The 16024-nt window shown below is 73.9% G+C and carries 19 protein-coding genes; 11 read left to right on the top strand and 8 right to left on the bottom strand.

The window, feature by feature from the left end:
- Positions 1-43: 43 nt before the first annotated feature.
- The 4 genes from ACK8OX_RS03620 to ACK8OX_RS03605 all read right to left on the bottom strand — a co-directional run bounded on the left by ACK8OX_RS03620 (position 44) and on the right by ACK8OX_RS03605 (position 6176).
- Positions 44-2401, bottom strand: coding sequence for a 1-deoxy-D-xylulose-5-phosphate synthase N-terminal domain-containing protein (locus ACK8OX_RS03620; protein WP_430662563.1), 2358 nt, complete (start codon positions 2399-2401; stop codon positions 44-46).
- Positions 2402-2513: 112 nt separating this feature from the next.
- A complete protein-coding gene (locus tag ACK8OX_RS03615; protein ID WP_430662562.1) occupies positions 2514-3161 on the bottom strand; it encodes a hypothetical protein in 648 nt (215 codons plus the stop codon).
- Positions 3162-3248: 87 nt separating this feature from the next.
- Positions 3249-4712 carry a malonyl-CoA decarboxylase domain-containing protein gene (locus tag ACK8OX_RS03610; RefSeq protein ID WP_430662561.1) on the bottom strand — a complete coding sequence of 488 codons (1464 nt, stop codon included), beginning with the start codon at positions 4710-4712 and terminating at the stop codon, positions 3249-3251.
- Positions 4713-4760: 48 nt separating this feature from the next.
- Entirely contained in the window at positions 4761-6176 is a 1416-nt protein-coding gene (locus ACK8OX_RS03605; RefSeq protein WP_430662560.1) for an NAD(P)H-hydrate dehydratase, read from the bottom strand.
- A 66-nt stretch (positions 6177-6242) separates the two neighbouring features.
- Here ACK8OX_RS03605 and ACK8OX_RS03600 point away from each other — a divergent pair, with 66 nt between their 5' ends.
- From ACK8OX_RS03600 to ACK8OX_RS03590, 3 genes are read left to right on the top strand one after another with little or no spacing between them, the layout of a single operon-like run.
- Positions 6243-6632 carry a hypothetical protein gene (locus ACK8OX_RS03600; protein WP_430662559.1) on the top strand — a complete coding sequence of 130 codons (390 nt, stop codon included), beginning with the start codon at positions 6243-6245 and terminating at the stop codon, positions 6630-6632.
- Positions 6633-6692: 60 nt separating this feature from the next.
- Positions 6693-7328: a ParA family partition ATPase gene (gene parA / locus ACK8OX_RS03595; protein ID WP_430662558.1), complete on the top strand. Its 636-nt coding sequence runs from the start codon at positions 6693-6695 to the stop codon at positions 7326-7328.
- Positions 7325-7807 carry a GNAT family N-acetyltransferase gene (locus tag ACK8OX_RS03590; protein WP_430662557.1) on the top strand — a complete coding sequence of 161 codons (483 nt, stop codon included), beginning with the start codon at positions 7325-7327 and terminating at the stop codon, positions 7805-7807. Before parA ends, ACK8OX_RS03590 begins: the two co-directional genes overlap by 4 nt.
- On the opposite strand, the gene ACK8OX_RS03585 is transcribed toward ACK8OX_RS03590, so the two are convergent.
- Positions 7767-8663, bottom strand: a complete 897-nt coding sequence (locus tag ACK8OX_RS03585; protein ID WP_430662556.1) for a DMT family transporter — start codon at positions 8661-8663, stop codon at positions 7767-7769. The two genes, ACK8OX_RS03590 and ACK8OX_RS03585, sit on opposite strands and share 41 nt — an antisense overlap.
- Positions 8664-8729: 66 nt before the next feature.
- On the opposite strand from ACK8OX_RS03585, the gene ACK8OX_RS03580 reads away from it, so the two are divergent.
- From ACK8OX_RS03580 to metC, 4 genes are read left to right on the top strand one after another with little or no spacing between them, the layout of a single operon-like run.
- Complete coding sequence (locus ACK8OX_RS03580; RefSeq protein ID WP_430662555.1) at positions 8730-9386, top strand: NUDIX domain-containing protein; 657 nt, start codon at positions 8730-8732, stop codon at positions 9384-9386.
- A complete protein-coding gene (locus tag ACK8OX_RS03575) occupies positions 9383-10099 on the top strand; it encodes an alanyl-tRNA editing protein (RefSeq protein WP_430662554.1) in 717 nt (238 codons plus the stop codon). The genes ACK8OX_RS03580 and ACK8OX_RS03575 overlap by 4 nt, the downstream gene beginning before the upstream one ends.
- A 5-nt stretch (positions 10100-10104) precedes the next feature.
- Entirely contained in the window at positions 10105-10956 is an 852-nt protein-coding gene (locus tag ACK8OX_RS03570; protein ID WP_430662802.1) for a sulfurtransferase, read from the top strand.
- A complete protein-coding gene (metC, locus tag ACK8OX_RS03565; RefSeq protein WP_430662553.1) occupies positions 10956-12155 on the top strand; it encodes a cystathionine beta-lyase in 1200 nt (399 codons plus the stop codon). The genes ACK8OX_RS03570 and metC overlap by 1 nt, the downstream gene beginning before the upstream one ends.
- Here metC and ACK8OX_RS03560 read toward each other — a convergent pair.
- Positions 12049-12519: a hypothetical protein gene (locus ACK8OX_RS03560; RefSeq protein WP_430662552.1), complete on the bottom strand. Its 471-nt coding sequence runs from the start codon at positions 12517-12519 to the stop codon at positions 12049-12051. The genes metC and ACK8OX_RS03560 overlap by 107 nt on opposite strands.
- 50 nt (positions 12520-12569) lie before the next feature.
- Complete coding sequence (locus ACK8OX_RS03555) at positions 12570-13085, bottom strand: Fur family transcriptional regulator (protein WP_430662551.1); 516 nt, start codon at positions 13083-13085, stop codon at positions 12570-12572.
- Between the two features lie 67 nt (positions 13086-13152).
- Between ACK8OX_RS03555 and hisI the strand changes: the two genes are divergently transcribed.
- From hisI to ACK8OX_RS03535, 4 genes are all read left to right on the top strand, one after another.
- Positions 13153-13569 (top strand): phosphoribosyl-AMP cyclohydrolase, encoded by a 417-nt coding sequence (hisI, locus tag ACK8OX_RS03550; RefSeq protein WP_430662550.1) that lies wholly within the window; start codon positions 13153-13155, stop codon positions 13567-13569.
- A complete protein-coding gene (locus ACK8OX_RS03545; protein ID WP_430662549.1) occupies positions 13566-14603 on the top strand; it encodes a CobW family GTP-binding protein in 1038 nt (345 codons plus the stop codon). The genes hisI and ACK8OX_RS03545 overlap by 4 nt, the downstream gene beginning before the upstream one ends.
- 80 nt (positions 14604-14683) lie before the next feature.
- Positions 14684-15334 (top strand): GOLPH3/VPS74 family protein, encoded by a 651-nt coding sequence (locus tag ACK8OX_RS03540; protein ID WP_430662548.1) that lies wholly within the window; start codon positions 14684-14686, stop codon positions 15332-15334.
- A gap of 31 nt (positions 15335-15365) precedes the next feature.
- Positions 15366-15698 carry an STAS domain-containing protein gene (locus tag ACK8OX_RS03535; RefSeq protein WP_430662547.1) on the top strand — a complete coding sequence of 111 codons (333 nt, stop codon included), beginning with the start codon at positions 15366-15368 and terminating at the stop codon, positions 15696-15698.
- A gap of 67 nt (positions 15699-15765) precedes the next feature.
- Here ACK8OX_RS03535 and ACK8OX_RS03530 read toward each other — a convergent pair whose 3' ends face one another.
- Complete coding sequence (locus ACK8OX_RS03530) at positions 15766-16011, bottom strand: SemiSWEET family sugar transporter (protein ID WP_430662801.1); 246 nt, start codon at positions 16009-16011, stop codon at positions 15766-15768.
- Between the last annotated feature and the right edge of the window lie 13 nt (positions 16012-16024).

Here is a 16024-nt window from a genome sequence, read left to right as displayed (position 1 = left end):
GCGGGAGCGTATAGGCGGGCGGCCGGGCCGCGTCACGCCGGCGCTACCGCCCGAGCAGGACCCCCGCGCAGGCATCGAGGATGGCGCCCGCATCCAGCCCGTATTCGCGGTAGAGGTCCGGAATGTCCCCCGCCTGGCCGAAGCGGTCCACACCGAGCGGCCTCACCCGGTGGCCATGCACCGCGCCGAGCCAGGCATGGGCGGCCGGGTGGCCATCCAGGATCGTCACCAGCGCCGCCCCCGGAGCCAGCGGCGCCAGCAGCCGCGCGACATGGCTGTCCCCGCGCCCCGCAAGCCAGCCGGAATGCAGCCGGTCCGGCGAGGTAACGGCGAGCAGCCCGGCCTCCGGCACGTCCTCGCGCAGGGCCTCGAAGGCTTCCATCGCCTCGGGCGCGACCGGGCCCTGGTAGGCGACGGCGATCGCGGCGCCCGGCGCGGGAGGGACCACCCAGTAACCGCCCGCCACCACGCCCGCCGCGTCCAGCGCCCGCTGCGGCTGCGCCAGCGCGCGGGTGGACAGGCGCAGCCAGACGGAACAGCCATCCGGCTTCTGCATGTGGTCGAAGGCGAAGCGCATCAGCACGGCGAGTTCGTCCGCATGCGCCGGCTCGAAGGCCAGCAGCCGGTCCTGCGCCATGCCGAGCAGCGGGGTGTTCACACTCTGGTGCTGCCCGCCCTCCGGCGCCAGCGTCAGGCCCGATGGCGTGCTGACCAGCAGGAAGCGCGCATCCTGGTAGCAGCCATAGATCAGCGCATCGAGGCCGCGGTTGACGAAGGGGTCGTACACCGTCCCGACGGGCAGCAGCCGCGCGCCGTACAGGCTGTGCGACAGGCCGAGCGCGGACAGCACCAGGAACAGGTTCTGCTCGGCGATGCCGAGCTCGATGTGCTGCCCTTCCGGCCCCATCCCCCATCGCTGCGCGCTGGCGAGCTTGGCGTCGCGGAACACGTCGTTCTTCAGGTGCCGGTCGAAGATGCCGCGCCGGTTCACCCAGGGGCCGAGATTGGTCGATACGGTGACGTCGGGGCTGGTGGTGACGATGCGCGCCGCCAGCTCCGCCGCCTCTCCCTGCCCGCGGCCGATCTCGGCCAGGATCTCGCCGAAGGCGGCCTGGGTGGAGAGGCTGCGGCCGGGCGGGACGCGCGGCGCAGGCAGGCTGGCGGGCACATGCACCGCCGGCGCCGAAAGCGCCCGGCCCTCGGGCGCGAGGGGCCGCGCGAAGGGCACGTCACCGAGGAAGGCGCGGAGTTCCGCCTCCGTCGCGTCGAGCCCCTCGAAAGGGTCCCATTCATGGCCCTCGCGGATCGACATGGCGGCCTTGAAGGCGGCCATCTGCTCCTTCGTCATCAGCCCGGCATGGTTGTCCTTGTGGCCGGCGAAGGGCAGGCCCATGCCCTTGATGGTGTAGGCGATGAAGCAGGTCGGCTGGTCGCCCGCCGCGTCCTGCGCGCGGAAGGCCTCGGTCAGCGTCTCGATGTCATGGCCGCCGAGATTGGTCATCAGCGCGGCCAGCTCGTCATCCGTCAGCGGGTCGATGATGGCGCGCACCCCCGGCACGCGGCCGAGATCGGCCAGCAGCGCGTTGCGCCAGGCGGCCCCGCCCTGGAAGGTCAGCGCGGCGTAGAGGCTGTTCGGGCAGTCGTCGATCCAGCGGCGCAGCGCCTCCCCCTCCTCCCGCGCGAAGGCGGCTTCCAGGCGGCGGCCGTATTTCAGGGTGACGACGTTCCACCCCATGTCGCGGAACAGCCCCTCGATCCGGCCGAACAGCCGGTCCGGCACCACGCTGTCGAGGCTCTGGCGGTTGTAGTCCACCACCCACCAGACATTCCGAACGTCGTGCTTCCAGCCCTCCAGCAGGGCCTCGTAGATATTCCCCTCGTCCAGCTCGGCATCGCCCACCACAGCCACGTGCCGCCCGGGCCGCAGGTCCGGCCGGCCGAGCCCGTGCAGCCGCACATAGTCCTGCACCAGCGAACCGAAGGTGGTCAGCGCCACGCCGAGCCCGACCGAGCCGGTGGAGAAGTCCACCTCCGCGCCGTCCTTGACGCGGCTCGGATAGGGCTGGATGCCGCCGAACCGCCGCAGCGTCGCGAGCTTCGCGCGGTCCTGCCGGCCCAGCAGGTAGTTGATGGCGTGGAAGACCGGCCCGGCATGGGGCTTCACCGCCACCCGGTCCTCGGGCCGCAGCACCTCGAAATAGAGCGCGGCGAGGATCGACACGGCGGAGGCGCAGCTTGCCTGGTGGCCGCCCACCTTCAGCCCGTCCCGGTTCGGGCGGATGTGGTTGGCGTGGTGGATCATCCAGGCCGAGAGCCAGAGCAGCTTGCGCTCCAGCTGGTGCAGCAGCCGCACGCGGTCGGCTTCGGGAAGCTGCTTCCGGATCGGCCGCTCCGCGGTCATGCCCTGCTCCCTCGACGCCCATGTCCCTGCGCGCCGAACATAGGGGCTCGGGCCAGCCGCGCGAAGGCCGGCGGGCGGCACCCGCCCGCCTTGCCTCCGCGGCGGCCGAGCGTCACGGCCTCGCGAGGAGGGTCCGGCTGCAGTCCGCGGCGAAGCCCTCGCCGCGCGTCGCCAGCGCGCTGGCCAGCACGTCGCAGAGCAGCGGCGCGCGGCTCGGCCAGGCCTCCACCGCCGGCGGTGGCCGGCCGGCGGCCAGGCGGGGCGCCGCGCCCTCCGGCACCGCAGCGGCGGTGAAGCCGCCATGGGCCGCGGAGTGCACCGCATCCAGCACGGCGGCGGCCGTGCCGCCGGCGCCGATCGCCACCACCAGGCCGGCGCCGAAGCCGACGCGCAGCGTCGCCAGCGCATCCACCAGGGTCGCCGGCAGTTCCGCCAACCCTGCGTCGAGGACATGGATCTCGACCACCGCGGCGCCGGCATCGAGCATCGCCGCGGTCAGGCGGTGGCGCAGGCCGTCCGGCATGTCAGGGCCCTTGGCGATGACGGCGGCGGCATCGCCGGGCTGCCAGCCGGGCGGCAGGTTCAGCAGCGCGGGCACCGGATGGTCCGCCATGCCGGGGCCGGGCGTCAGCCAGACCGGCAGGAACTGCGTGTATTCCGGCGTGCCGATCGAGGCGGCGGAGGGCGCGGCGCCGGGCGCCGTCCCCGCCACCATCGCCGCCAGGGCCAGCGCGCCGGCCCGCCTGCAGGAGATCCGCATCGCATCCTCCTCCGCCCATCGCGGTGGGGGGATGCTGCCGCAGGGGGCCGGGCGCGGTCCCGAAACCGGGCCGAAGCCCGGCCGAAATCAGACGAAGCCCTTGGCCAGCCGGCGTACGGCGGAGGACGCCGCGCGCTTGCCCTCGCCGACATACTCCTCGTGGTAGTCCTCGATCCGTGCGGGATCGTAGAGGTAGTTGGCCATCAGCGTGCAGCTTTCGCGGTAGCCCTTCTCGCTCACGTCGCCGCGGGGGTTCAGCCGCTCCACCCGCGCACCGTTCGAGAGGTGGAAATGCGCCACCGGGTCGCGTGCCCTCTTGCGCCCCGCGCCCGCCTGCTCGGCGAGGAGATAGCGCGCGCAGGCGCGCAGCAGCACCGGCTCCAGCGCCTTGGCCAGCGCCTCGTCCCGCGCCCAGAAGCGGCGGGCCAGCACGCGGCGCAGCGTCTGCGCCGGGGTTTCCGGCCCGGCCGGCCGCGGCGGCGCGACCACGGCGCCGTCGGCGGCGGGAGCCGGGAGCGCCAGGTCGCCCGGCGCGGCGGCGCGGAGCGCGGCCGCCTCCTCCTCGCCCAGCAGCGTCGCGTCGCCCGCTTCCAGCCGCGCATCGAGCCAGCGGCGGAAGCCCGGAATGGGCGACAGGGTGGCGAAGGCCTTCAGGTTGCGGAACTCGTCCGACAGCAGCGCGACCACGCGCTTTATGAGGAAGTTGCCGAAGGAGATGCCGTCGAGCCCGCGCTGGCAGTTGTTGATCGAGTAGAAGATGGCCGTGTCGGCCTCCTTCGGGTCCAGCACCGGCGCCTTCTCGTCCAGCAGGCGCTGGACGCTGTCGGCCATGCCCTTCACCAGCGCGACCTCCACGAAGATCAGCGGCTCCTCGGGCATGCGCGGGTGGAAGAAGGCGTAGCAGCGGCGGTCGGAATCGAGCCGGTTCTTCAGGTCGCGCCAGGTGCGGATGCGGTGCACCGCCTCGTAGCCCACCAGCTTCTCAAGCAGCGAGGCGGGGGAGGACCAGTCGATGCGCCGCAGTTCCAGGAAGCCCACGTCGAACCAGCTTGCCAGCAGCGTCCGCAGGTCGCCTTCCAGCGCCTGCAGCATCGGGTCGTCCTGCATCCGGGCCATGATCTCCCCGCGCAGGTCCACGAGGAACTTCACGCCGTCCGGGATGGCGGTGAACTGCGTCAGCAGCTTGAGGCGCGGCGGCTCCAGCGCGCGGCGCAGGCGGGCCTTGGCGGCGGCGCGTTCGGCCGTGCCGGCGGCGGCGGCCACCCTGTCCCACGCCTCGGCGACGGCGGCATGGTCGGAATCGAAGCCGGCGAGCACGCGCAGGAATTCCCCGCGCCCGGCATGGTCGAGCGAAAGATAGGCCTGCGCCAGCTTCGCCGCGCGAGACCGCGCCGAGACCTCGCCCCCGCGGGAATCGAGGCAGGCGCGCATCTGCGCGGCGACCCCCTCATCCTCCCCGCCCGAGACACTGGCCGCCATGTCGCGCCAAAGCGCGGTGACGCGCCGGAGAGCCCGGTCGATGAGGCCTTCGCTCGCCGCGACATCGGACATCACGGTTCCTTTCGCGCTGTTACGCAGATGGTGGCGCAGGGCGCGCGTTCAATCGATCCACCATGTCGCGAGCAACTCCGGCAACCGCGCGGCGAGATCCTCGGCCACCAGCCCCGGCCCGGCGCGGTGCGCGGCCGCGCCGTGCAGCCAGGCGGCGGCGCAGGCGGCCTCGAAGGGCGGCACCCCCTGCGCGAGCAGGCCGGCGGCGATGCCGGCCAGCACGTCCCCCGTGCCCCCGGTGGCCAGCCAGGGGGGCGCGTTGTCGTTGATGGCGAGCCTGCCGTCCGGCGCCGCGACGATGCTGTCCGCCCCCTTCAGCAGCACCACCGCGCCGGTCGCGGCGGCGGCGCAGCGGGCGGCGGCAGGGCGGTCCTGTCCGGCCGGGCCGAAGACGGCCTCGAACTCGCCGGCATGCGGGGTCAGCATCGCCGCCCCGCGCAACGCCGCGGGGTCACCCGCCGCGGCGCGCAGCGCGCCGGCATCGGCCACCACCCTCCGCCCCGCGCCGATGGCGGCGCGCAGCAGGGCGGATGTCGCGGAATCCGGCGGCAGGCCGGGCCCGACGACCCAGGTGCCGACCCGCGGGTCGGCCAGCAGCGCCGCGGCGTCCTCCCCCACCATCACCCCGGGCTCCCCCGCGCGGAGCACCGCGGCGGTCGCGGCATCCGGCGCGGCGATGGTGAGCAGCCCGGCCCCGGCGCGCCGCGCACCCGCCGCCACCAGCCGCGCCGCGCCGGTCAGCCCCGGCCCGGCGGCCACCGCCACATGGCCGCGCGCGTATTTGTGCGCCTCCACGCCCGGCCGCGGCAGGCGCCAGAGGCCCGGCCCGTTCCGCCAGGCACGCGGGGCGATGGCGGGCAGCACGGAGCCGGGCAGGCCGATATCGGCCAGCACCACCTCCCCGCAGAGTCCCCGCCCGGGGAACAGCAGGTGTCCCGGCTTGCGGCGGAAGAAGGTGACGGTCAGCGCGGCCTGCGCCGCGACGCCCCGCACCGCGCCCGTGGCGCCATCGACCCCGGAAGGCACGTCCACCGCCACCACCGGCGCGGCGAGGCCCGACAGCACCTCCGCCGCCAGCCCCTCCACCAGCTTCGACAGACCGGCGCCGAACACGGCATCCACCACCAGCCCGGCGCGCGCCGCCTCCGCCGCCGAGAACGGCACCACCGGCCCGCGCCAGCGCGCGGCCGCGCGCGCCGCGTCGCTGCCGGGACGGGGCGGGGCGAGCGGCGCGACCGCCACCGGCCAGCCGGCCCCCTCCAGCAGACGCGCGGCCACCCAGCCATCCCCGCCATTGTTGCCGGGCCCGGCGAGCACCAGCACCCGCGCGGGGCGGAAGCGCCGCCGGACCGCCCGCGCCACGGCGGCGCCCGCCGCTTCCATCAGAACCAGGCCGGGGATGCCGGAGGCGATGGCCGCGGCATCGGCGCGGGCCATCTCGTCGGGGGTGAGGAGCTCATCCATCGCGGCAGCGTAGCGCGCCCTGCGCCGCCCGCGCGAACCCGCGCGCCCTTCCCGCGCTTCTGCGCCATGCAGATCTCCCGCCCCGCCCTCGCCCTCCTCCTCCTCCTGCTGCCCGGCGTCACGCTGGCGCAGCTGCGATCCGGCCCGGACGCGCCGAGCGTCGGCGGGCAGTTGCCGCCCCAGCAGCTGTCCCGCGACCCCGCCGGCATCGCGCAGCCGACGACGCAGCCGCCGGCCGAGACCGGCACGCCCCGCAACCAGCCCGCCCGGACCGAGCCGCCGCCGGGCCACCAGACGTTGGGCGCGCCCGCCGTGCCGGGCGCGCGCCAGCCGGAGCGCAGCGAGGGCTTCGCCGATACCGGCAGCCCCGTCCCGGCCCGTCCGGGCGCGCGGCCCGACGCCTCCACCACCGGGCGGGACGCGGCGGGGCAGAACGGCCAGGGCGGCGGGCGATAGGGCTTCGCGGGCATTGCCTGCTAACCTGCTGCCCGGCGTCGGCAGTTCGGAGTCGCAGGCATGGCCTTCGTCATCGCGGTGGCACAGCGGAAGGGGGGTGCGGGCAAGTCCACGCTCGCCGCCAACCTGGCCGCCGCCTTCGCCGGCACGGGGCAGCGCGTGGCGCTGCTCGACACCGACCCGCAGCAGAGCCTCGCGCGGTGGCACGCGCTCCGCGCAGCGGCCGGCAGCCGCGCCGGCGTGCTGGATTTCGAGGCGCCGGCCGGCTGGCGCGTGCCCGCCACGCTCGACCGGCTGCGCCGCAGCCATGACATCGTGCTGCTCGACACGCCCCCGCATGCCGACACCGATGCGAAGATCGCGATCCGCGGCGCCGACCTGGTGCTGGTACCGCTGCAACCCTCGCCCGCCGATCTCTGGGCGATGGAGGCGACGCTCGACCTCGCCCGGGCGGAGAAGCGGCCTGCGGCGGTCGCGATGAACCGCATGCCCGCGCAGGGGAAGCTTCCGGGGGAGATCATGGCGGAACTCCGCAGCCGCGGGCTGACCGTGCTCGACGCGCCGGTCGGCAACCGCAGCGGCTTCGCGCAGGCCTTCGCCGCGGGACTCGGCGTCACCGAACACGCCCCCCGCTCCGCCGCCGCGGCCGAGGTCCATGCGCTTGCCTCGGCGCTGAAGGCGCTCCGCCCCCGATGAGCGACGCCGGCAAGGTCGAGATCGTCGAGGACGCCTTCCCCGAGCTGGACGCCGTGGCGGCGATCCAGCGCGGGCTGCACACCTACAACCAGGAAATGGGCGGTCCCTATGACCGCGAACCGGTGACCCTGCTGGCCCGCACCCCGCAGGGGGCGGTCTGCGGCGGGCTGCTCGGCCTCACCTTCTGGGGCTGGCTGTTCATCGACTGGCTCTGGCTCGCGCGGGACCAGCGCGGCCGCGGCCTGGGGTCGGAGCTGCTGGCCCGCGCCGAGGCGATCGCGCGGGAGCGCGGCTGCGCCCATGTCTACACCGACACCTTCTCCTTCCAGGCGCCGGGCTTCTGGGAGCGCAACGGCTATGCCGAGTTCGGCCGACTGGAGGGGATGCCGGCCGGCCATTCGCGGGTGTGGTTCCGCAAGGCCCTGAAAGGCGCCGGTCCTATCGCCGCACCCCCAGCCGGGTTTCCCGCCACCAGATGAACAGCCCCGCTCCGACCAGCACGGCGAAGCCCAGAAGGTCCCATCCATCCGGCCATTCGGCCCAGATCAGGATGCCGAGCAGCGAGGTCCAGACGATCCCCGAATACTCGAAGGGAGCCAGCAGCGTCGTCTCGCCGCGGCGATAGGCCTCGGTCATCAGCAGCTGCGCCACGGCGGAGACGAGGCCGATGCCGGTCAGCAACGCCCATTGCGTCGCGCTCGGCGGGGTCCAGACCGGGATGGTCGCGAGGCCGGAGGCGACCGAGGCCGCGACCGCGAACCAGACGACGATGGCCACCCCGCTCTCCCCCGCATCGCCCATGCGGCGGATCGACATCATCGCCAGCGCCCAGCCCAGCGCGCCCAGCAGCACCAGCCCGACCGACAGCGCGGGCAGTCCGCCCTCCGTCCCGCCCGGCCGCGCGATGACGAGCACGCCCGCGAAGCCCACCGCCACCGCCGTCCAGCGCCGCCAGCCCACGCGCTCGCCCAGCAGCAGCACCGAAAGCGCGGTCAGAAACAGCGGCATGGTGAAGCCGAGCGCGGTGGCCGTGGCCAGCGGCAGGTGGGTGAAGCCGTGGAAGGCGCCGACCATGCCCATCAGCCCGAAGGCCGCGCGCTGGAGGTGCATGGCGGGCTGCCGGGGCCGCAGCAGGCCGAGCCCGCCCGCCGCCATCGCCATGGCCAGCAGCAGCGGCAGGGCGAAGACATTGCGGAAGAAGATCACCTGCGCCAGCGGCACCGCCCCGGCCAGCGCCTTCACCAGCGCCGAGGCCACGACGAAGGTGGCCGCCGCCGCGAGGACGAGCAGGATCGCACGGCGCCTGGCGCGGGCGAGCGGTTCGGCGACGGTCATCGGGCGGGCAGGCATCCGGGAGGGGACATGGACGGTTCCGGGGGCCGAGGGTAGGGTCCCGCGCCCATGGACGCCAGCCAGCCGCCCGGACGCCACCCCAAGGCGCCGCCCATCCCGCCGCATCCCGGACTCGAGGTCGAGGCGGACGAGGTGGTCTATGGCGGCCGCTTCGCCATGCAGCGCGTGCGCTTCCGCTACCGCCGCTTCGACGGCACGCCGTCCCGCCCGCTGACCTGGGAGCTGTGGCGCCGCGGCAACGGGGTGCTGGTGCTGCCCTTCGACCCCGCGACCGACCGCGTCGCGCTGATCGAGCAGTTCCGCCTGCCTGCGCTGGCGGCGGGGCTGGCGCCGGTGATGACGGAATGCCCCGCCGGCCTGCTCGAGGCGGGGGAGGACCCGGAAGCCTCCGGCCGGCGCGAGTTGCGGGAGGAGACGGGGCTGGTGCCGCGCGCGATGGCGCCGATGGGCCGCTTCATGCTGATGCAGGGCGGCTGCGACGAGGTGCTGCATTTCTGGTGCGCCGCCGTCGACCTCGCGGCGCCGCAGGACGCGACGCATGGCCTCGCGCAGGAAGGCGAGGATACGCGCCTTCGCGTCATCCCGGCCGAGGACGCCTTCCGCCTGGTGGCGGAAAACCGGATCGAGAATGCGCCCGCGGCCATGGCGCTGCTGTGGCTGCAGGTGAACCGCGCGCGCCTGCGCGCCGAATGGAGCACGACGTGACCGAGGCCCTGTTCACCGAGGACGCCTATCTGCGCGACTGTACCGCGCGCGTCATCTCCGCCGACGAGCGCGGGGTCGTCCTCGACCGCACCGTGATGTACGCCCGCAGCGGCGGCCAGCCCGGCGATACCGGCACGCTCCGCTGGGACGGGGGCGAGGCCGCGGTGGCGGAGGCGGTGAAGGGAGAGGCCGGCGCGGTGGTCCACACGCTGGCCGCCGGCGCCGCCGCGCCGCCGGTGGGGGCCGAGGTCGCGGTCACGCTCGACTGGGCGCGGCGCCACCGGCACATGCGGATGCACACGACGATGCACCTGCTGTGCAGCGTGCTGCCCGGCATCTACGCGACCGGCAACCAGATCGGCGCGGAGAAGTCGCGGCTCGACTTCGACCTGCCGGACCCGCCGACGAAGGAATGGCTGACGGAGCGGCTGGCGGAACTCGTCGCCGCCGGCCATCCGACCGGCACGCGCTGGATCGCCGAGGCGGAGCTGGAGGCGAATCCGCAGCTGGTCCGCACGCTGTCGGTGCAGCCGCCGCGCGGCGCGGGGCGCATCCGCCTGGTGCGGATCGGGCCCGAGGCAGCGCCGGTGGACCTGCAACCCTGCGGCGGCACGCATGTCCGCTCCACCGCCGAGATCGGGCGGGTGGAGGTGACGAAGCTCGAGAACAAGGGCAAGCAGAACCGCCGCGTCCACTTCATCCTGCCGGAGTGACCGACATGGACAACCTCGTCCCGACGGAGTGGCTTGCGCGCGAACTGGGCGCGCCGGACCTCGTGCTGCTGGACTGCACGAAATACCTGCCGAACGAGCCCTTCGACGGCCGCGCCGAGTTCCTGAAGGCGCGCATCCCGGGCGCGCGCTTCCTCGACATCGACGAGGCCGCGGACCCCGACGACCCCCTGCCCCACATGGTGCCGACGCCCGCGCGCTTCGCGAAGGTGCTGGGCGCGCTTGGCGTCTCCAGCGCCAGCCGCGTCGTCTGCTACGACCAGAAGGGCATGCAGTCATCACCGCGGGGCTGGTGGCTGCTGCGGCTGTTCGGGCATGAACGGGTGGCGGTGCTGGATGGCGGGCTGCCGAAGTGGAAGGCGGAACGCCGCCCGGTCGACTCGGGGGATCCCGTCGCGGTGGGCAGGGCGATCTTCGTGCCCGACCTGGTCGCGCGGCGCCTGGCCGGCATCGGCGACGTGAAGCGCATCATCCGCCAGGGCGGGGGCGAGGCGCTGATCCTCGATGCCCGCGCGAAGGGGCGCTTCGACGGCACGGCGCCGGAACCCCGCCCCGGCCTGCCCTCCGGCCACATGCCCGGCGCGGCGAGCCTGCCCTTCACGGAACTGCTGAACGCCGACGCCACCATGAAGGACGCGGCGACGCTGCGCGCCATCTTCGCCGCCCGCGGCGCGGATGACACGCGCCCCGTCGTCACCTCCTGCGGGACGGGTGTGACGGCCTGCGTGCTCGCCCTCGGCGCGGTGCGGGCCGGCCTGCCCGAGCCCGCGGTCTATGACGGGTCCTGGACCGAATGGGCCAGCCGTCCTGAAACCCCGAAAGAGACGAGTGCCAGTTGATGCCCGACGACGCCACGCCGAAGGCCGCGAAGCCCGGCTTCGCCACGCGCATGTCGCATGCGGCGCGCGCCCCCATCCGCAGCCTAGGCTTCGTGAACCCGCCGCTGCACCGCGGCTCCACCGTGCTCGCGCCGTCCTGCGAGGCGCGGCGGGAGAATGCGAAGCGCCGCTTCGAGCGGGTGATGACCTATGGCACCCAGGGCGGCCCGACCCATTACGCGCTGGAGGATGTGGTCGCCGAGATCGAGGGTGGGACGCACTGCACCATCACCGGCACCGGGCTGGCGGCGGTGGCGGTGCCGCTGCTCGCCTTCCTGAAGGCCGGCGACCGCTGCCTGATGCCGGACAGCGTCTACGGCCCGGCCCGCGGGCTTGCGGAAGGGATGATGGCCGGCTGGGGGATCGAGACGACCTTCTACGACCCCACCATCGATGCCGCGGCGCTGGAGGCGCTGTGGACGCCGAACACGCGGGTGCTCTACCTGGAAAGCCCGGGCAGCCACACCTTCGAGATGCAGGACGTCCCCGCGCTGACCGCCGTGGCGCGGCGGCACGGGGCGGTTTCGATGATCGACAACACCTGGGGCATCCACCACTTCCAGCCCTTCGCGAAGGGCTGCGACGTCTCGATCCAGGCGCTGACCAAGTATGTCGGCGGCCACAGCGACATCCTGCTCGGCTCCGTCACCGTCGCGGACGAGGCGCACCATCTGAAGGTGCGGGGCGCGGCTTCCGCCATGGGCCACTATGCCAGCCCGGATGACTGCTGGCTGGCGCTGCGCGGCGTGCGGACGATGCCGGTGCGGCTGAAGGAACAGGAAGCCGCCGCCTTCGAGGTGGCGCGCTGGCTGCAAGGGCGGCCCGAGATCGCGCGGGTGCTGCATCCGGGCCTGCCGGAGGATCCGGGCCACGCGATCTGGAAGCGCGACTTCACAGGCGCCTGTTCGCTGTTCGGCATCGTCTTCCAGCCCCGCTACACCGAGGCGGAGGTCTTCGCCTTCGTGGACGGGCTGGAGCTGTTCGGCATCGGCGCGTCCTGGGGCGGCTACGAAAGCCTGGCGCTGCCGACCAATGCCGGCATCTCGCGCGCCGTCACTCCGCCACTTCCCGGTCAGGCGGTGCGCCTGCATATCGGGCTGGAGGCGGTGCCGGACCTGGTTGCGGACCTGGCGGCGGGGCTGGACCGCCTGCCGCGCTGAGGATGGGCTGGATGCGGAAATCCAGCAGCGCCTCGACATAGCGGTGGAAGCCGGCAAGCCCGGCTTCCGTCAGCGCGTAGAGCTGCGTCTTGCCGATCCTGCGTCCCGGCGCGACCGACCCCGCCTCCACCAGCCGCTTCAGGACGAGGCGTATGGTGGGGCCGCTGTAGCCCGTCAGGTCGGAAATCATGTCCACCGAGACGTCATGCGGCGGGTCTGCCACCGCGTGCTCGTAGAGCAGCATCGCCACGTCGAAGGCGATGCCGCTGTTGCGGATGCCGAGCAAGGCGTCCTGCCGGCGAAGGCGCCGGAGAAGGCCGAGGGCGGCATCCCGCCCGGCGCGCTGCTGAACCGGTCCGGTCATCGCCTTCGCTTCTGCCAGAGGCACGCGAACACGCAACGAAACGAAATCAACTAACTTTCCAACAACGTCCCCATCGGTCCGGCGCAAAGCCGGCACAGCCCCTCCACCTCCACCGTCGTCCGCGTCGGCGCGAAGCCGACCGCGGCGGCGGCCGCCGCCACCGAGGAGGCGACCGCAGGATCGCACAGTTCCGCGGTGGCGCCGCAACGGGAGCAGATCAGGAACTGGTGCGGATGGTCATGGCCATGGCCGGCGCAGTGGTCATGCGCCTCGGGCTGGGTGGAGCAGCCGATGAAGGCGTTCAGCCGCTCGACCTTGTGGATCAGCCCCTGGTCCAGCAGGAAGTCGAGCGCGCGGTAGACCGTGGGCGGCGCGGCGCCGGGCCGCGCGGCCCGCAGGCGGTCCAGCAGGGCATAGGCGCCGATCGGCTGGGCGGATTCCAGCACCAGGCGCAGCACCTGCCGGCGCAGCTCCGTCAGCTGCGCGCCCCGCCGCAGGCACGCGGCCTCCGCCTCGGCCAGTGCCCGGTCCGTCGCACCATCGCCCGCCGGGAGCGTTCCGGCCATGCCCGACCCCTTCCGCCAAGACCCCATGGCCCTGATATAGTGTAACGCAGCCCGGGATGCAGCCACCATGACCGACCCCGCCCCGCCAGACCCCGCCGCCCGCGTCCTCATGCTCGACGCCGTGCGCTTCGATGGCCACGGCCTCGTGCCCTGCATCGCCCAGCAGCACGACACCGGCGAGGTGCTGATGATGGCCTGGATGAACCGCGCCGCGCTGGCCGAGACGCTGGCGACCGGCCGCGTCACCTACTGGTCGCGCTCCCGCGGGGCGCTGTGGCGCAAGGGCGAGACCTCGGGCCAGGTGCAGAAGCTGGTGGACCTCCGGCTCGACTGCGACGGCGACGCTCTGCTGGCGCTGGTCGCGCAGGAAGGGGTCGCCTGCCACACCGGCCGGCGCAACTGCTTCTACCGGGCGCTGCGCGACGGCGAGCTGGTGGCGATCGCGCCGCCCGAACGGGATCCGGAGGAGCTGTACCACCGGTGACCGCCCCCATCCCCGTGACCGTGCTGACCGGCTTCCTCGGCGCCGGCAAGACGACGCTGCTGAACGCGCTGCTGAAGCGCCCGGAGATGGCCGGCACCGCGGTGCTGATCAACGAGTTCGGCGAGATCGGCCTCGACCACCTGCTGGTGGAGCGGCTGGACGGCGACACGGTGCTGCTGAATGCGGGCTGCCTGTGCTGCACCATCCGCGGCGACCTCGCCCGTGCGCTCGACGGCCTCTGGGACCGCGTGCTGGCCGGGCAGGAGGTGCGGCGCGTGGTGGTGGAGACGACCGGGCTGGCCGATCCCGCGCCGATCCTCCAGACGCTGATGGCGGACCCGCGGCTGGCGCGGCGCTTCGTGCTGGACGGCGTCGTCACGCTGGTCGATGCCGCGACCGGGCTCGCCACCCTCGATGCGCAGGAGGAGGCGGTGCGGCAGGCTGCGGTCGCCGACCGCATCGTGCTGAGCAAGACCGACATCGCGGCGGCGGGGCAGGTGGAGGCGCTGACGGCGCGGCTTGCCGCGCTGAACCCGGTGGCGCCGGTCCTGCCCGCGGTGGCGGGCGCCATCGACCCGGCGGCGCTGCTGGCCGGCGGCCCCTATGATCCGTCCGTGAAGTCGCCCGACGTCGCCCGCTGGATCGGCGCGGCGGCGGGCGACCACCATCACCACCATCACCACGACCCCAACCGGCACGATGCGCGCATCCGCGCGCTCTGCCTCGAATTCGACCGCCCGCTTCCCTGGGACGGCGTCGCCACCTGGCTCGAGATGCTGGCGATGACGCGCGGCGCGGCGGTGCTGCGGATGAAGGGCATCCTCGACCTGGTGGGGGAGGAACGGCCGGTCGCGGTGCATGGCGTGCAGCACCTGTTCCACCCGCCGACGCGGCTCGCGGCCTGGCCGGAGGGAGAGCCGCGGCGGTCGCGGCTGGTCTTCGTGCTGCGCGACCTCGACCCGCGGGTGGTGGAGGATGGGATGCGCGCCTTCCTCGATGCCGCGCGGGAGAGGCAGGGCATCGGCGCCGGGTGACCCGCCCCGCGTTGACTTGCCCCCCGCCGCGCGCTTCCCTGCACGCGCCGGGTGTGCCGCGCCGGGGAGGGCTGGGACGGATGCCGCTGACGATGCCGGAGGAGATCCTCCTCCTGATGCTCGACGACGAGAGCGGGCGGCTGCAGGAACGCGCCGCCCCGTCGGGCGACTACGCCATTGCGGGCGCCATCCTGGCGGAGCTTGCGCTGGCCGGGCGGATCGACACCGATCCCGGCCGCCTCTACGTCGTCGACGCGAAGCCCACCGGCGATGCGCTGCAGGACCGCGTCCTCGCGCAGGTCGCCGCGAGCCGGGAGCAGTTCGACAGCCGCCACTGGATCGAGACGCTCGGCGCCGATGCCGACGCCTTCCGCGACGCGCTGTTCGACCGGCTGGTGGCCAAGGGCATCCTGAAGCGCGTCGAGGGCCGCTTCCTCTGGGTCTTCCCGGAACGCCGCTACCCCGTCGTGAACGACAAGGAGGAACGCGAGGTGAAGGCCCGCATCCTCGGCGTTCTGTTCAACGACGACATCCCGGAGCCGCGGGATTCCATGCTGATCGGGCTGTGCCGCGCGGCGGGCCTGTTCTCCCTCATCCTCGCGCCGCACGAGCTCGACCGCGTGACGCCGCGCATCGACGCCGTGGCCGACCTCGAGGAGCTGAACCGCTCGCTTGCCGACGCGATCCGCGAGATCTACGCCCAGATCGCGCGCTACGCGCCGATGATCTAGAAGCCTCGAGTCAGGAACGGGACTGCCTTCCATGGACATCACGGAGACCACCTCGGGCAGCGTCAGGGTCGCTGCGCTGAAGGGCCGGCTGGACACCGCCACGGCGCCCGCGGTCGAGACGCGGCTGCTGGCGCTGCTGGAAGGCGGCGGCCGGCTCGTCGCCGACATGGCGGAGGTCCACTACGTCTCCTCCGCCGGGCTGCGCGTGCTGCTGAAGGCGGCGAAGCAGGCGAAGGCCGGGGGCGGCGCCTTCGCCGTCGCCTCCCCCCAGGCGCCGGTGCGCGAGGTGCTGGAGATCAGCGGCTTCGACAAGATCCTGGCGATCCACCCGAGCCGGGACGCCGCGGTCGCCGGCCTGGGCTGACACCTGGCCTGCCCCGGCCCGGGCCACGGGCCGGGGCAGCGGCAGGCCGGGCCCGCCGCCTGCCCGGCTAGCCGCGCCTGAGCTTCACCGACAGCAGGTAGACCGTCAGCGGCACGGTCACCAGGTTCGCCGCCACCAGCCCCGCCGAGCCCTTCAGCGCGCCATAGGCCATCCACAGGCTGTTGCCCGCGACCAGCAGCACCAGCAGCCCCAGGCTGAAATCCCGCGCCGAGCCGGTGCGCCAGGTCCGCAGCGCCTGCGGCACGAAGGCCGAGGTCGTGAGCAGGCCGGCCGCAAGGCCGATCAGTTCCACCGGGTCCAAGCGC

Source organism: Falsiroseomonas sp. CW058, from assembly GCF_050563535.1.
In the GTDB taxonomy this organism is placed as follows: Bacteria; Pseudomonadota; Alphaproteobacteria; order Acetobacterales; family Acetobacteraceae; genus Falsiroseomonas.
The sequence above is the reverse complement of the archived record's forward strand: the minus strand, read 5'-3'. Positions and strand labels throughout refer to the sequence as shown.

Coding starts and splice junctions, on each gene's coding strand:
- ACK8OX_RS03580 (WP_430662555.1), top strand. CDS start 8,730: ATGGACGCCAGCCAGCCGCCCGGACGCCACCCCAAGGCGCCGCCCATC.
- ACK8OX_RS03590 (WP_430662557.1), top strand. CDS start 7,325: ATGAGCGACGCCGGCAAGGTCGAGATCGTCGAGGACGCCTTCCCCGAG.
- ACK8OX_RS03555 (WP_430662551.1), bottom strand. CDS start 13,085: ATGGCCGGAACGCTCCCGGCGGGCGATGGTGCGACGGACCGGGCACTG.
- ACK8OX_RS03570 (WP_430662802.1), top strand. CDS start 10,105: ATGGACAACCTCGTCCCGACGGAGTGGCTTGCGCGCGAACTGGGCGCG.
- ACK8OX_RS03610 (WP_430662561.1), bottom strand. CDS start 4,712: ATGTCCGATGTCGCGGCGAGCGAAGGCCTCATCGACCGGGCTCTCCGG.
- ACK8OX_RS03620 (WP_430662563.1), bottom strand. CDS start 2,401: ATGACCGCGGAGCGGCCGATCCGGAAGCAGCTTCCCGAAGCCGACCGC.
- ACK8OX_RS03605 (WP_430662560.1), bottom strand. CDS start 6,176: ATGGATGAGCTCCTCACCCCCGACGAGATGGCCCGCGCCGATGCCGCG.
- ACK8OX_RS03560 (WP_430662552.1), bottom strand. CDS start 12,519: ATGACCGGACCGGTTCAGCAGCGCGCCGGGCGGGATGCCGCCCTCGGC.
- ACK8OX_RS03540 (WP_430662548.1), top strand. CDS start 14,684: ATGCCGCTGACGATGCCGGAGGAGATCCTCCTCCTGATGCTCGACGAC.
- ACK8OX_RS03585 (WP_430662556.1), bottom strand. CDS start 8,663: ATGACCGTCGCCGAACCGCTCGCCCGCGCCAGGCGCCGTGCGATCCTG.
- ACK8OX_RS03600 (WP_430662559.1), top strand. CDS start 6,243: ATGCAGATCTCCCGCCCCGCCCTCGCCCTCCTCCTCCTCCTGCTGCCC.
- ACK8OX_RS03615 (WP_430662562.1), bottom strand. CDS start 3,161: ATGCGGATCTCCTGCAGGCGGGCCGGCGCGCTGGCCCTGGCGGCGATG.
- parA (WP_430662558.1), top strand. CDS start 6,693: ATGGCCTTCGTCATCGCGGTGGCACAGCGGAAGGGGGGTGCGGGCAAG.
- hisI (WP_430662550.1), top strand. CDS start 13,153: ATGACCGACCCCGCCCCGCCAGACCCCGCCGCCCGCGTCCTCATGCTC.
- metC (WP_430662553.1), top strand. CDS start 10,956: ATGCCCGACGACGCCACGCCGAAGGCCGCGAAGCCCGGCTTCGCCACG.
- ACK8OX_RS03535 (WP_430662547.1), top strand. CDS start 15,366: ATGGACATCACGGAGACCACCTCGGGCAGCGTCAGGGTCGCTGCGCTG.